The organism is Microbacterium sp. CFBP9023 (assembly GCF_034045055.1).
Lineage (GTDB): Bacteria > Actinomycetota > Actinomycetes > Actinomycetales > Microbacteriaceae > Microbacterium.
Map to the genome: position 1 here is coordinate 164669 of NZ_JAXCWI010000003.1, position 14426 is coordinate 179094.

14 protein-coding genes are annotated in these 14426 nt (G+C 67.5%); 8 read left to right on the top strand and 6 right to left on the bottom strand.

From position 1 onward, the window contains the following. Nucleotides 1-25: 25 nt before the first annotated feature. Together SOM10_RS15465 and SOM10_RS15470 are read left to right on the top strand one after the other, a co-directional pair. Nucleotides 26-3496, top strand: a complete 3471-nt coding sequence (locus SOM10_RS15465; RefSeq protein WP_320490936.1) for a TM0106 family RecB-like putative nuclease — start codon at nucleotides 26-28, stop codon at nucleotides 3494-3496. A 24-nt stretch (nucleotides 3497-3520) separates the two neighbouring features. After that, nucleotides 3521-4312, top strand: coding sequence for a hypothetical protein (locus tag SOM10_RS15470; protein WP_320490938.1), 792 nt, complete (start codon nucleotides 3521-3523; stop codon nucleotides 4310-4312). Nucleotides 4313-4340: 28 nt separating this feature from the next. On the opposite strand, the gene SOM10_RS15475 is transcribed toward SOM10_RS15470, so the two are convergent. Beyond that, the gene (locus tag SOM10_RS15475; protein WP_295101159.1) at nucleotides 4341-5378 is read right to left on the bottom strand and encodes a methionine synthase; all 1038 of its coding nucleotides are present in this window, start codon (nucleotides 5376-5378) and stop codon (nucleotides 4341-4343) included. 20 nt (nucleotides 5379-5398) lie between these two features. Next, nucleotides 5399-6406: a putative oxygenase MesX gene (locus tag SOM10_RS15480; RefSeq protein ID WP_320490941.1), complete on the bottom strand. Its 1008-nt coding sequence runs from the start codon at nucleotides 6404-6406 to the stop codon at nucleotides 5399-5401. A gap of 122 nt (nucleotides 6407-6528) precedes the next feature. Here SOM10_RS15480 and SOM10_RS15485 point away from each other — a divergent pair, with 122 nt between their 5' ends. Continuing rightward, nucleotides 6529-7509: a LysR family transcriptional regulator gene (locus SOM10_RS15485; protein WP_320490943.1), complete on the top strand. Its 981-nt coding sequence runs from the start codon at nucleotides 6529-6531 to the stop codon at nucleotides 7507-7509. Here SOM10_RS15485 and upp read toward each other — a convergent pair. Further along, the gene (upp, locus tag SOM10_RS15490; RefSeq protein WP_042538962.1) at nucleotides 7494-8126 is read right to left on the bottom strand and encodes a uracil phosphoribosyltransferase; all 633 of its coding nucleotides are present in this window, start codon (nucleotides 8124-8126) and stop codon (nucleotides 7494-7496) included. The two genes, SOM10_RS15485 and upp, sit on opposite strands and share 16 nt — an antisense overlap. Before the next feature lie 81 nt (nucleotides 8127-8207). On the opposite strand from upp, the gene tadA reads away from it, so the two are divergent. Beyond that, nucleotides 8208-8663: a tRNA adenosine(34) deaminase TadA gene (gene tadA, locus SOM10_RS15495; protein ID WP_056277087.1), complete on the top strand. Its 456-nt coding sequence runs from the start codon at nucleotides 8208-8210 to the stop codon at nucleotides 8661-8663. 23 nt (nucleotides 8664-8686) lie between these two features. Here tadA and SOM10_RS15500 read toward each other — a convergent pair whose 3' ends face one another. Further along, complete coding sequence (locus tag SOM10_RS15500; protein WP_072590790.1) at nucleotides 8687-9658, bottom strand: cation diffusion facilitator family transporter; 972 nt, start codon at nucleotides 9656-9658, stop codon at nucleotides 8687-8689. A 60-nt stretch (nucleotides 9659-9718) separates the two neighbouring features. On the opposite strand from SOM10_RS15500, the gene proC reads away from it, so the two are divergent. Together proC and SOM10_RS15510 are read left to right on the top strand one after the other, a co-directional pair. Then, a complete protein-coding gene (gene proC / locus SOM10_RS15505) occupies nucleotides 9719-10558 on the top strand; it encodes a pyrroline-5-carboxylate reductase (RefSeq protein ID WP_320490949.1) in 840 nt (279 codons plus the stop codon). Nucleotide 10559: 1 nt separating this feature from the next. Further along, the gene (locus SOM10_RS15510) at nucleotides 10560-10847 is read left to right on the top strand and encodes a DUF1905 domain-containing protein (RefSeq protein ID WP_053098847.1); all 288 of its coding nucleotides are present in this window, start codon (nucleotides 10560-10562) and stop codon (nucleotides 10845-10847) included. Between the two features lie 21 nt (nucleotides 10848-10868). On the opposite strand, the gene SOM10_RS15515 is transcribed toward SOM10_RS15510, so the two are convergent. Together SOM10_RS15515 and SOM10_RS15520 are read right to left on the bottom strand one after the other, a co-directional pair. Further along, on the bottom strand, nucleotides 10869-11540 hold the full coding sequence (locus tag SOM10_RS15515) for a potassium channel family protein (RefSeq protein ID WP_047520565.1): 672 nt from the start codon (nucleotides 11538-11540) through the stop codon (nucleotides 10869-10871). Then, nucleotides 11533-12963, bottom strand: a complete 1431-nt coding sequence (locus SOM10_RS15520; protein ID WP_053098848.1) for a TrkH family potassium uptake protein — start codon at nucleotides 12961-12963, stop codon at nucleotides 11533-11535. The genes SOM10_RS15515 and SOM10_RS15520 overlap by 8 nt, the downstream gene beginning before the upstream one ends. A gap of 104 nt (nucleotides 12964-13067) precedes the next feature. On the opposite strand from SOM10_RS15520, the gene SOM10_RS15525 reads away from it, so the two are divergent. Together SOM10_RS15525 and SOM10_RS15530 are read left to right on the top strand one after the other, a co-directional pair. Beyond that, nucleotides 13068-13484 (top strand): ArsR/SmtB family transcription factor, encoded by a 417-nt coding sequence (locus SOM10_RS15525; RefSeq protein WP_053099390.1) that lies wholly within the window; start codon nucleotides 13068-13070, stop codon nucleotides 13482-13484. A gap of 198 nt (nucleotides 13485-13682) precedes the next feature. Beyond that, entirely contained in the window at nucleotides 13683-14384 is a 702-nt protein-coding gene (locus tag SOM10_RS15530) for a cyclase family protein (protein WP_320490957.1), read from the top strand. Nucleotides 14385-14426 lie beyond the last annotated feature (42 nt).

The window sequence follows — 14426 nt, forward strand, 5'->3', positions numbered from 1 at the left end:
AAGTGTCCGACAGAACGGGAGCATCGTGCGGATCGACACTCAGGCGCAGCGCGTCATCTGGAGCGCGAGCGACCTCAAGGCGGCCGCCGAATGCGAGTTCGCGTGGTGCCGCGCGATCGACGCCAAGCTGGGGCGGGTCCCCGCGGTCGACGAGCCCGAAGACGCGACGCTGGCGCGGGCGGCGCTGCTCGGAGACGTGCATGAGCGGAACGTCTTGGCGCGCTATCTCGAGGATCTCGGCGCCGATCGGGTGCATCTCGTCGAGAAGGTGTCGTCCGTCGACGCAGTTGCCCTGGCGGCGGCGGTCGAAGAGACGGTCCAGGCCCTCGGCTCCGACGCTGTCGTCGTCTTCCAGGCGGCTTTCGCTACACCCGAGTTCGTGGGATTCGCAGATTTCCTGAAGCGCGACGACGACGGTCGCTGGCGGGTTCAGGACTCGAAGCTCGCCCGAAAAGCGCGGGTCACGGCCCTCATGCAGCTCGCGGCATATGTCGATCAGCTCGATCGGCTCGGCATCCCACGATCCGACGAGGTCGACCTCATCCTCGGCGACGGCTCAGTGAGCACCCACTCCGTCGACGACCTCCTCCCGTTGTTCCAGGTGCGACGGGCGCGTCTGCGCGCGCTCATCGCAGATCGTCGCATCGACGACGGTTCCGCCGGGCCCGCGCTGGCGTGGGGCGACGACCGCGGCGATCTCGAGGTCGTGGCGTGCGGGCGCTGCGCCACCTGCGAGGAACAGGTGATCGCGCACCGAGATCTCCTCATGGTCGCCCGCATGCGGCCCGTGCAGCGTGCGCGACTGAGAGCCGCCGGCATCGAGACCATCGACGCCTTGGCAGAGGCGCCCACGCCCCCGGACGGCATGAACACCGACACGTTCGAGACTCTGAGGGCACAGGCCCGACTGCAGATCCAGGCGGATGCCGACGGTGCGCCGACCTATGACGTGCACTACGCGGCCGCGATCCATACGCTCCCGGTGCCGAGCCACGGAGACATCTTCTTCGACTTCGAGGGTGACCCTCTCTACACCGAGCCGGCGCCGGACGGTCAGGCTCACTGGGGGATCGACTACCTCTTCGGATGGGTCGACAACTCCGATCAGTACACCGCGCTCTGGGCACACGATTTCGCGGCGGAACGCGAGGCGTTCGAGAGGTTCCTCGACTTCGTGAAGCTGCGGCGCGCGGCTCATCCGGGCATGCACATCTATCACTACGCCCCGTATGAGACCTCGCACCTCGTGGCCATGGCGGCGCGGCACGGCGTCCGTGAGGGCGAGATCGATCGACTGCTGCGTGAAGGAGTGTTCGTCGACCTGTATCCGCTCGTGCTGCGGACCGTGCGGGTCGGCACGAGGTCGTACTCCATCAAGAAGCTCGAGCCTCTCTACATGGGCGCGGATGTGCGCACGAGCGACGTCCAGAAGGGCGATGACTCGATCGTGCAGTACGTCGCGGCTCGAGAGCTCGCGGCGGCGGGGGAGCAGGAAGAAGCGGATGCCGTGTTCGCCGACCTCGCCGACTACAACCGCTACGACTGCGTCTCCACCCGGCGCCTCCGCAACTGGCTGATCGACATCGCGAGGGCTGAGGGCGTGACTCCGGCGCCGCCGGATGAAGCGGACGAGGTGATCTACGAGCCGTCACCGCGCTCGGTGTCACTGCTCGCCGATGCGGAGCGCGCGGTCGACGCAGGCGACGACGGTCAGGTGCATCGCATCGCGGCCGCGGCGATCGACTACTTCCCGCGCGAGGCGAAGAGCTTCTGGGTCTCGCACTTCCAGCGACTGCGCGAACCCGTCACGATGTGGGACGGCACGCGTGACGTCGTGCGCATCGACCGCGCCTCATCGCGCGTGCAGAGGGACTGGAGCATCGGCGAGGGCCGACGGGTGATGTCGCGGGACATCGAGATCCGCGGCGAGGTGTCGCCGGGCACCACTCTGGGCGCCGGGGCGCAGCCGTTCGCCCTGTATCCCGTGCCGGCTCCCTTCGACACCGAGGCACCGTCACGAGCGGTGCATGTCCCTCACACCGTCACGGTCGCCGAGTTGCTCGACGACGGCTACCTGATCACCGAGACGGCGATCCAGGGGCAGACCTGGGACGAGCTTCCCCTCGCTCTCACTCCGGCTGCGCCGCCACGGGTCGTCTCGCTGCAGGGCGCGATCGATGAGTGGGCGGACTCCGTCCACGCGGCCGCACCCGGGTTCCCGCGTGACGCGGCCACCGACGTGCTTCGTCGCATCCCTCCGCGCACGCTGTCCGGTCGTCCGCTGCCCGAGCAGGGCGACGACGTGATCGACGCCATCGTCCGAGGCGTGCTCGATCTCGACCGCAGCTACCTCGCTGTGCAGGGTCCCCCGGGGACCGGCAAGACCTACACGGGCTCGCAGGTGATCGCCCGGCTGGTGAAGGAGCACGGATTCCGGATCGGTGTCGTGGCGCAGTCCCACGCGATCATCGAGAACCTCCTCGAACGAGTCGTCGCCGACGGTGTGCCGGCGAGTCAGGTCGGCAAGGCTCCGAAAGACCCCTCCGTCGAGCCGGGCTACACCGTCATCCCCAAGAACGGCATGGCGTCATTCCTCGCCGAGCAGGCCGAGCACGGTGCGGTCGTCGGCGGCACAGCGTGGGACTTCAGCAACACCGCCCGCGTCGAGCGCGGAGGGCTCGATCTCCTCGTGGTCGACGAAGCAGGGCAGTTCTCGCTCGCGTCGACGATCGCCGTCGCGGCCGGAGCGAAGAACCTTCTGCTCCTCGGAGACCCGCAGCAGCTTCCTCAGGTCAGTCAGGGCGCGCACCCCGAGCCGGTCGACACCTCGGCGCTCGGCTGGGTCATGGACGGCGACGCGGTCATCAAGCCCGATCACGGCTACTTCCTCGCGAGATCGTGGCGCATGCATCCGTTCGTCGCGGCCCCGGTGTCCAGGCTCGCGTACGCGGGCCAGCTCGCCTCGGCACCCGGAACCGAGAGGCGGTCGATCGACGGCGTCGACGCGGGGCTCCACGTCGTCCCGCTGCGGCATCGAGGCAACGCCACAGAGTCGCCGGAAGAGGCGGCCGAAGTGGTGGCGCTGGTACGCGGTCTCGTCGGACGCACGTTCACCGACAATGATGCGGAGTCCACGGCGCGCCCCCTGGCGCAGAACGACATCATCGTCGTCGCGCCGTACAACGCCCAGCGTCAGACCGTGCACGATGCGCTCGCCGCGGCGGGCTTCCACGACGTCCCGGTCGGCACGGTCGACAACTTCCAGGGCAAGGAGGCGGTGGTCTCGATCACCTCGCTCGCGGCGTCCAGCGGACGCGATGCTCCGCGAGGCCCGGAGTTCCTCCTGCTGCAGAATCGGTTGAACGTGGCGATCTCGAGGGCGCAGGTCGCGGCGTACCTCATCCACTCACCGGCCCTGCTCGACGATCTTCCGCGCACTCCCGAGGGGGTCGCTCGGATGAGCGCCTTCGCGCGTCTGGTCGGAGCGGCGAGCTGAGGTCGCCGTCGGCAGAGGAGAGCGATGACTCACACGATCGATGATGTCCTGCGAGCCTCGGCCGCGTGGGTGTGGTTTCCCCGCGGCAGCGAGCAGCAGCGGAGCCATCTGCAGCTGGTGCGGTATCCGACGCGATTCGGTGGCGGAGTGCGCGGCTCGCAGGTCGACTCGGATGCGGATGCCGCGACCGTCGTAGAACACGCCATCGACCGCACGAGGGCGTGGGACGAGAGCGAGCTGCGGTTCTGGACCAACGAGTCCGATCGCCCCGATCTCGAAGCCGAGCTCCTCAGGCGCGGAGCCGAGCACATCGACACCGTAGCCGTCTTCGCGAGCCGGATCGACAGCGCCACGATCGACAGCGCCGCGAGCGATGTCCCGCCTGAAGCCAGGGCGGAGGTCGTGCGAACGCTCGAGCAGGTTCGCGAAGTCGACGCGATCAATGTGCCGGTCTGGAAGCAGCAGCCGCTCGATGACGAAGGCCTTCGCATCGAACTCGACGAGATCACATCGGCGTACGACGCAGGCACGCAGGTGCGTGTTCTCGCCCGTCTCGGCGCGGACGGCGAGGCGGTCAGCACGGGCGGCTGCACGATCGTCGACGGCTTCGCACGCCTGTGGGGAGCGGCGACGATCGAGCACGCACGGGGACGAGGAGCCTACCGTGCCGTCCTCGTGGAGCGGCTTCGCCAGAGCGCGGCACGGGGAGCGACCACGGCGTTGGTGAAGGGGCGCACCGCCACCTCCGCGCCGATCCTCGCGCGAGCGGGTTTCACGAAGTACGGCGAGGAGCGCTGCTACCTCGTGAGGGCGTGAGTCACACGACGCGGCTGCTCGAGCGCGGTCAGGCGCCAGTGCCGCCGAGTTCGTCGCGCACGATTCGCGCTCCCGCTGACAGGGCGCTCATCTTGTCGAGAGCGACGCGCCTCGGTAGGGGCGCCATCCCGCAGTTCGAGCTGGGGATGAGCAGGTCCGCATCGACGAACTCGAGCGCGCGCCGCAGGGTGTCGGCGACTTCTTCCGGAGTCTCGATCTGCTCGCTCGCGACGTCGATCGCGCCGAGCATCACCTTCTTGCCGCGGATCAGCTCGATGAGGTCGAGCGGCACGTGGGAGTGGTGGCTCTCCAGCGAGACGATGTCGATGGTGGATCGCTGCAGAAGCGGGAACGACTCCTCGTACTGCCTCCACTCGGCTCCGAGGGTCGCCTTCCAATCGTTGTTGGCCTTGATCCCGTAGCCGTAGCAGATGTGGACCGCGGTCTCCGCACGCAGTCCTTCTGCTGCCCGCTCCAGAGCAGCGACGCCCCAGTCCTTCATCTCGTCGAAGAACACGTTGAACGCGGGCTCGTCGAACTGGATGATGTCGACTCCGGCTGCCTCGAGCTCTTTCGCCTCCTGATTGAGGATCGTCGCGAACTCCCATGCCAGCTTCTCGCGGCTGCGGTAGTGGCGGTCCGACAGCGTGTCGATCATCGTCATCGGGCCAGGCAGCGCCCACTTGATCGGCTGGTCGGTCTGCTGGCGCAGAAAGGCCGCGTCGTCCACGAACACGGGTGCGCGGCGGCTCACTGCGCCGACGACGGTCGGCACGCTCGCGTCATAGCGATCGCGAATGCGGACCGTCTCCCGATTCTCGAAGTCGACTCCGTCGAGATGCTCGATGAAGGTGGTGACGAAGTGCTGACGGGTCTGCTCCCCGTCGCTGATGATGTCGATCCCGCGTCGACGCTGCTCGTGCACTGCGGCGCGCAGGGCGTCATGCTTGCCCTCCACGAGCGCATCGCCCTGAAGCTCCCACGGCGACCAGAGGACTTCGGGCCGGGCGAGCCACGCCGGCTTGGGCAGACTTCCGACGATCGAGGTGGGGAGGAGTTCTCGCACGGTCGACGATCCGCGGCCGGTCATCGGACCGCAACGGGGAAGGCGGACACGGGGGAGGACGGAGCGGGATACCCGGCAGCCCACTGGTCCAGCACCGCCCGGTGCGGCGTGACGAAGTGCTCATCGGCGTAGCGTCCCTGCACGACGGCGAGCTGGCTGCGCTCCTCGCGGTCGTACGTGATCTCGGTCTGCTGATAGTCGTCGTGGGCGAGGCTCGGACGGTAGACGCTCTCGGCGGACGCATTCGCGTTGTAGATCTCAGGCCGGTAGATCTTCTGGAAGGTCTCCATGGTGCTGATCGTGCCGATGAGCTGCAGATCGGAGTAGTCGCTCAGGAGGTCGCCGCGGAAGTAGAAGGCGAGGGGGGCGACGCTGCCGCGTGGCATGAAGTAGCGGACCTGCAGCCCCATCTTCCCGAAGTACTCGTCGGTGAGTGAGAAGGAGTCCTGCACGTACTCGGCGCCGAGCACGGGGTGGTGGTTGCCGTTGCGGTGATAGGTTCTGCTGGTCGAGACGCTGATGCAGATCACCGGCAGGGTCGAGAAGCGCTCCTGGTACGCCTCGGACTCGAGGAAATGCTGGAAGAGCTTGCCGTGCAGCACGCCGAAGTCGTCGGGAGTGGAGAATCCGCCGGCGGCCGCGCTCGCCGCAGGCAGGACGACGCTGAAGTCGTAGTCGCGGAGGTAGGAGGAGAAGTTGTTTCCCACGATCCCATGGTGGCGTTCGCCGGTCAGCCGGTCGACGATGTGGACGTCGAGCACCTCGAGCACCGGGAACTCCTCATCGTTGCCATCGGCGAATCGCAACTGCACCGAGACGATGTCGAGCTCGACCGTGTAGCGCTCGTCGCCGCCCGCGAGGTCGTTGAAGCGACGGTCGATCATCTCCAGGGCGTTGCGGAGGTTCTGCTGGCGGCGCTCGCCGCGCGCGAGGTTGGCGAAGTTCGTGGTGATGCGCGAGCTGTCGGACGGGGCATAGTCCTCGTCGAAGCGAGTGGTCGTGATGCTGAACGTGATCTCGTTCGCCATGAGGGGCCAATCCGGGAGAGGGGAGGCCCATCGGGCCTCGCGAAAGCGGTGATCTCATAGTGCAGCGATGCCGGAGCTATCGGGTAATTCGGCTCCGCTATGCGGTGATATAGCCTTTTCCTATGCCCAGACGATCGAGCGGGATCACACTGCAACAGCTCCAGTACTTCATCGAGGTCGCTGCGGAGGGGTCCATCACTGCGGCGGCCGACGTGCTCTATGTCGCGCAGCCCACGATGTCCGCGGCGATGAAAGACCTCGAGAGCCGAGTCGGACGCGATCTGCTGACCCGCTCGGCGCGAGGGGTGACGCTCACGAGCGACGGCACGGAGTTCCTCGGGTATGCCAGACAGATCGTCGAGCAGGCCGAGCTTCTCGAGCAGCGCTACCTCGGGCGGCCACCGTCGCGCCGCCTCCTCGGGGTCTCCACCCAGCACTACTCCTTCGCCGTCGACGCATTCGTGCGGATGGTCAAGCGCTCGAGCGCCGCCGAATACGAGTTCTCGCTCCGCGAGACCCGCACGTGGGACATCATCGAGGATGTGCGGACGCTCCGCAGCGAACTCGGCATCCTCTTCCGCAACGACTTCAACCGCAACGTCATCGACAAGCTCCTGCGGGACTCGGGTCTCGCATTCCATCCGCTCTTCATCGCCGAGCCGCACATCTTCGTCTCACGGCGGAACGCACTCGCGTCGCGAGACCGTGCGACCCTCGACGATCTCGTCGGCCTTCCGCGTCTCACCTTCGACCAGGGCGCGAACAACTCGTTCTACTTCGCGGAGGAGATCCTCTCGACCCTCTCGAGTGCGCGGGAGATCCGGGTCTCCGATCGAGCGACGATCTTCAACCTGATGATCGGTCTCGACGGATACACGATCTCGACCGGCATCATCAGCGACGATCTCGATCCCGAGATCGTCGCCGTGCCCCTCGACGTCGACGAGCGCATCGAGATCGGCTGGATCGGACGCACGGCCATACCGCTCACCGAACAGGCCCAGCAGTACCTCGGCGAGGTGCGAGACGTGGTGTCGAGCTTCGGCGTGCCCCTTCTCGAGGACGAACCGCGCGAGCCGGAGATCCGTCAGACGGTGCCGTAGAGCCGATCGCCGGCGTCGCCGAGTCCGGGCACGATGTAGCCCTTCTCGTTGAGGCGCTCATCGAGAGCCCCGAGCACGATCGTCACATCGCGGTCTCCGACGAGCGCCTCGATGGCGGCGAGGCCTTCGGGAGTGCCGAGCAGGCAGATCGCCGTGACGTCCTTGGCCCCGCGGTCGAAGAGGAACTGGATGGCGGCAGCCAGCGAGCCGCCGGTCGCGAGCATCGGATCGATCGCGAAGCACTGACGATCGCTCAGGTCATCGGGAAGGCGCTCGGCGTAGGTGGTCGGCTCGAAGGTCTCCTCGTCGCGGACCATTCCCAGGAACCCGACCTCTGCCGTCGGCAGCAGCTTCACCAGGCCCTCGAGCATGCCGAGGCCGGCGCGCAGGATCGGCACGACGATCGGACGGGGCTCCGAGATCTTCACGCCCATCGTCGTCGTCACGGGAGTGGTGATCTCGACCGGACTGACCTTCACGTTGCGGGTCGCCTCATACGCGAGAAGCGTCACGAGCTCTTCGGTCAGCTGCCGGAAGACGGGCGACGGGGTGCGATGGTCGCGCAGCACCGAGAGCTTGTGAGTGACGAGAGGGTGGTCGGCGACGTGGACACGCATGGATACAGGCTAATGCGCCGGGGGCTCCGGTACGACATCGGATGCCGTCGACTGCCCGAGCGGCTGTCGTAGGCTCGACGCATGACCGCCTCCGACGCCCGTGCGATGCGACGCGCGCTCGAGCTCGCGGCCGAGGCGTCGGCGGCCTCGGAGATCCCGGTCGGCGCGGTGGTGCTCGACGCAGAGGGCCGGATCATCGCCGAAGGACGCAATCATCGTGAGGCGACCCACGACCCCACGGGGCACGCCGAGATCGCGGCGCTGCGGTCGGCCGCGGCGTCCGTCGGCTCGTGGAATCTCGACGGCCACACCCTCGTCGTGACCCTCGAGCCCTGCATCATGTGCGCGGGGGCGATCCTGCAGGCGCGGATCGGCCGCGTCGTCTTCGGCGCGTGGGACGACAAGGCGGGGGCCGCCGGCTCCATGTACGACGTGCTGCGCGACCGTCGGCTGCCGTACCGCGCCGAGGTCGTCGGCGGGGTCGAAGCGGATGCCGCCACGGCCCTGCTGCGGAGCTTCTTCGAGCAGCGGCGCTGACGGCTACGGCACCCCGCGCGCGATCAGTCGGAGGACTTGAGCACGAAGACGTCTGTCGACGGCTCGGGGTCGAGCGACGGCCGGTACACGTCGGGCTCGATGTAGATCACGCGTGCGATCGGAAGAGCCTCGCGGATGCGGGCCTCGATCGCATCGATGTCGACGGCTGCCTCGCGCAGCGGCTTGTTCGCGTTGAGTGCGATCTTCGCCGCGACCATGAGCTCGTCCGGGCCCAGGTAGAGGGTCTTCATGTGGATGATCTTCTCGATCTCGTCGCCCGCGTTGATCGCGTCGACGATGCGATCGTGATCGGCCTGCGTGGCGCCCTCGCCCACGAGGAGGCTCTTCGTCTCGACGCCGAGCACGATCGCGATGAGCACGAGCAGGATGCCGATCATCAATGTGCCGAGTGCGTCGAACAGCGGGTTTCCGGTGATCACGGTGAGCCCGACGCCGAGCAGTGCGAACGTGAGACCGGTGAGTGCCCCGACGTCCTCGAGGAGCACGACGGGGAGCTCCGGCGCCTTCGCGCGGCGCACGAACGACACCCAGGACTGGCCCGTGTCACGGACGAGATTGCTCTCTCTGACGGCGGTGCGCAGCGAGAACGACTCGAGGCCGATCGCGACCACCAGCACGACGATCGGCAGCCACCACCACGTCTTGTCGAGTTCATGCGGGTGCGTGAGCTTGTCGATCGCCTCGTAGATCGCGAACAGACCTCCGACGGAGAACAGGATGATCGACACCACGAACGCGTAGACGTACCGTTCCCGCCCGTAGCCGAAGGGGTGCGCCCTGTCCGCCTCGCGCTTCGCCTTGCGTCCGCCCAGCATGAGCAGCAGCTGGTTGCCCGAGTCGGCGACCGAGTGGATCGCCTCGGCGAGCATCGATGCGGATCCCGACAGCGCCCACGCGAGGAACTTCGCCAGGGCTATGCCCAGGTTCGCCAGGAACGCCGCGAGAATGGCCTTGCCGCCGCCGGATGCACTCATGCGTCGAGTCTAGATCGGCTCGTCCGTGGTCGCCCGGTGCGCCCGCCGTAGGATGGCGACATGGCTGACTCGCTTCCCTCTCTCGCGTTCCTCGGTGCCGGATCGATGGGCGGCGCGATCCTCCGAGGGGTGGTCGCATCCGGCATCCAGGTCGACGGGGGAATCACCGCGACGAACCGCACGCCCGAGAAGGCGGCGGCCCTCGCCGACCTCGACGGGGTCAGGAGCATCGCCCTGTCCGAGACCACCGACGGCAACGCGGATGCGGTCGCGAAGGCTCGCATCGTCCTCGTCGGGGTGAAGCCCGCGATGGTGCCCGATCTGCTGCGCGAGATCGCCTCGCATCTGGCCGACGACGCGATCGTCGTGAGCCTCGCTGCGGGAGTCACGCTCCAGACCTTCGCCGACAACCTCGGCGCCGACGTGCGGGTCATCCGATCGATGCCGAACACGCCCTCGACAGTTGGCAAGGGAGTCACCGGTCTGGCCGCGGGGGCAGCGGCATCCGACGACGATCTCGCCCTCGTGCACCGCCTCTTCGCCACCGTGGGCGCGGTCGTCGAGGTTCCCGAATCGCAGATCGACGCACTCTCGACGATCTCGGGTTCCGGCCCCGCCTACGTCTACCTGCTCATCGAGGAGCTGACCAAGGCAGCCGTCGGAATGGGCTTCAGCGAGAGCGACGCGCGGGTCATGGTGGAGCAGACCTTCATCGGCGCCACTGCGCTGCTCGATGCGTCGGGTGAGGAGCCGTCCGAGCTCCGCCGCAGGGTCACGAGCCCCAAGGGCACCACCGAGAAGGCCGTGGCGGTGCTGCAGGACGCGCACCTCGATCGCACCTTCGCGGATGCCGCCGCTGCCGCACTCGCCCGCGCGAAGGAACTCGCGGCCGGAGCCTGACATGCAGCTGCGGTTCTCCGGGGAGATCTGGTTCTGGCGCGGTCCCGCGCCGTTCCATTTCGTCACCGTGCCGCCGGCGGAGAGCGAGATGATCGGTGAGGTCGCGAGCGTCGTCACCTACGGATGGGGGATGATCCCCGCATCCGTCACGATCGGCGACACGACGGTGACCACCGCCCTCTGGCCCAAGGACGGCGGCTACATCGTGCCGATCAAGAAGGCCCTGCAAGACCGTGAGGGCGTCGGCGTCGACGACCTCGTCGAGATCGCGCTCGACATCGACGCCTGACGTCCGTCGCGCGGATGCCGGTCAGCGGTCGAGGGCGGCGAAGCGCTCGATGTCGCTGTTGGTGCCCGAGACGATGATCAGATCGTGGTTGGTGACGATCGTGTTCGCCTCGGCGTAGCGGAACGGCTTGCCCGGGCTCTTCACTCCCACGACCGTGACCTTGTACTTGCTGCGCACGCCGGACTCGTTCAGACCCACGCCGCGGATGAACTTCGGCGGGTACATCTTGGCCAGCACGAAGTCGTCGTCGAAGCGGATGAAGTCGAGCATCCGGCCGGAGACGAGGTGCGCGACGCGCTCACCGGCTTCTCGCTCGGGGTAGATGACGTGGTTGGCTCCGACGCGGGCGAGGATCTTGCCGTGCGACTGCGAGACCGCCTTGGCCCAGATCTGTGGCACCTTGAGGTCGACGAGGTTCGCGGTGATCAGCACCGACGCCTCGATCGACGAGCCGACGGCGACGACGGCGACCTGGAAGTCCTGCGCGCCGATCTGCCGCAGGGCATCGATGTTCTTGGCGTCGGCCTGCACCGTGTGCGTGACGCGGTCCGACCATTTCTGCACGAGCTCGAGGTTGTCGTCGATCGCCAGGACCTCGCGGTCGAGACGATCGAGTTCGCCTGCGCAGGCGGCACCGAACCGGCCGAGACCGATGACGAGGACGGGAGCGTCGCCCCGGAGGACTTCAACCAACGATCGGCCTTTCCACGGGCAGTGAGTAGTACTGCGTTCGCGATGTCGCGGCGACGGCCGCGGCGAGAGTCACTGTACCAACGCGCCCCATGAAGATGGTGGTCGCGAGGACGTACGAACCGGCGTCGGGGAGATCGGCGGTGAGGCCGGTCGAGAGTCCGACGGTGGCGAAAGCCGAGATGACGTCGAAGAGGACGTGGCTGATGTCCGCCTTGGTGATCTGGGCGATGATGATCGTCGAGAGTGCCACGATCGTGGCTCCCCAGGCGACGACGCTCAACGCGACGCGCTGCACGTCGCTGGGGATGCGACGGCCGAACGCCTCGACGGACTGACGGCCCTTGGCCTCGGACCACACCGCGATCGCGAGCACCGCGAGGGTCGTCACCTTGATTCCGCCTGCGGTGGAGGCCGAGCCGCCGCCGACGAACATCAGCATGCTCGCGGCGAGGAGGGATGAGCCGTTCAGATCGTCCATCTCGATCACGTTGAAGCCGCCCGACCTCGTCATCGCGGACAGGAAGAACGCCTGGAAGGTCGTGTCCGCGGCATCCATCGACCCGAACGTCTTCGGGTTCGCGTACTCGAGGATCAGGAAGACGGCGGCGCCGAGCACGAAGAGCAGCACCGTGGTGACCAGGGTGAGCTTGGTGTGCAGCGACCACTTCTTCACGTGCCACACGTGCTTGGCCAGGGTGTAGATCACCGGGAAGCCGATGCTGCCGAGGAACACGCCGGCCATCAGCAGCGTGAGGACGAGATAGTCGTCGGCGAACACGGCGACTCCGCCGGCATTCGGCGCGAAGCCGGTGTTGGTGAAGGCCATCGCGGCGAAGTAGGGGGCCTCCCAGAGCGCTGCGATCGGCTCGACCCCGGCCATCACGAGTGCGGGGTAGAGGAGGACCGCGAGCACGCCCTCGATGATCAGCGCGGAGACGGCCACGGTCGTCAGGAGCTGACCGACTTCGCCCAGCCGGACGGTCTGGCTCTCGTTCACCACGCCACCGTGCGCGCGAAGGGGGTTGGTGTCTCCCGCGGCGAGGAGCTTGGCGCGGAGTCCCAGTCTCTTGGAGATGAGCATGCCCATCAACGAGGCGAGGGTGAGAACGCCGAGCGCGCCGATGTTGACGCCGATGAAGATCAGCACGTGACCGAAGGGCGACCAGTACGTCGCCATGTCGACGGTCGCGAGTCCCGTGACGCAGATGGTGGAGACCGCGGTGAACAGTGCATCCGCCAACGGCGTGACCGTGCGCGAGGCCGAGGCGATCGGCAGCGAGAGCAGCACCGTGAAGACCAGGATGAGCAGCGCGAAGATGACGATCGCGAAGCGCGAGGGCGACGACGTGATGATGTGCTTGCCCCAGGAGGCGGCGTTCTGGAGACGCTGTCGAGGCGACGACGCCGAAACGATGCCCGACATCGCGTCCCCCTTCGATCTTCCTGCTCCGACGTGCGCGGATGCACGGCGCTGATCGCCGAGCCTTCGTCATGGTACTCCGTGCCGGGGACGACTACCCTGATCACATGACGGACATCTTCGACGTGATCGCAGACGGTACGAGGCGAGACATTCTCCAGCTTCTCCTGCGACGCACCGCCGAAGGGGACGCCGGAACGAGCGTGAGCCAGATCGTCGCCGACCTCGGCATCAGCCAGCCGACCGTCTCGAAGCATCTGAAGGTCCTGCGCGAGGCCGAGCTGGTCAGCGTCCGCGAAGACGGGCAGCGTCGTTTCTACAGCTTGGCCGTCGAGCCGCTCGAGGTCGTCGACGACTGGCTCGTGCCCTTCCTCATGGATGCCTACGGCGACGACGCACCCGACATCGACTACCCCGGACTGCCGCTGCCCGACGGAGCCGCACACGCGGCCGAGGTCGTCGGCCGCGCCGCGGCATCGGCGAAGCACGTGGTCGCGACGGCCCTCAAGCGCCTCGGCGGCTGATCGCGGCCGGAGACACACATCGCCCCTGACGATCGGGGGGCGTGTCGTCAGGGGCGAGGCCGCGGGCCCCAGCCCGCGTGACTCGGATGGTGCCATCGTGAGTCGTGTGGTCAGCCTCGCAGGGCAGTCTGAGCGGTTCCGGCATACCTCCTATGTCTCCGCTGTGACCTCGCCCGTTCCGCGGGCCATGATGAGGGGATGACCACAGTTTCCGCTTCGAGTCCCCGCGTGATCGACCTCAGCCACACGATCGAGGCGGGGCTGGTGACCTACCCGGGTCTTCCGGCACCGACGATCACTCCGCACCTCACTCGCGAGGACTCGCGCTCGAAGTACGCGCCGGGGACGGAGTTCGCGATGGACATCATCACGATGATCGGGAACACGGGCACCTACCTCGATGCGCCCTACCACCGCTACGACGACGGCGGAGACCTGGCCTCGCTCGACCTGAGCTCGCTGGTCGGGCTGCGTGCCGAGGTGTTCCACCTGCGAGGCGCCTGGAGTGCTGAGCATCGCGGGATCGATGCCGACGCACTCGTCGACCGCGACCTGAGCGGAGCAGCGGTCCTGCTCGACACCGGATGGGATGAGCACTTCGGCACACCGGAGTACGGGCGCGGGGCGCCGTTCCTCACGGAAGGAGGGGCTCGTCACCTCGCCGCCGCGGGGGTAGGCCTGGTGGGAATCGACTCCCTGAACATCGACGACACCGAGAGCGGAGGAGAGCGGCCCGCCCACAGCATCCTGCTCGCCGCCGGCATCCATGTGGTCGAGCACTTGACGCACCTCGACGCTGTGCCGTCGCAGGGGGCGCGGTTCACCGCTGCACCGCCGGCCGTGCGCGGATTCGGGACCTTTCCCGTGCGCGCCTTCGCGACCGTCGGGGATGCACACTGATCACACAGGCCACATGGGTTTACACGTGTCCCACCTTGCCCA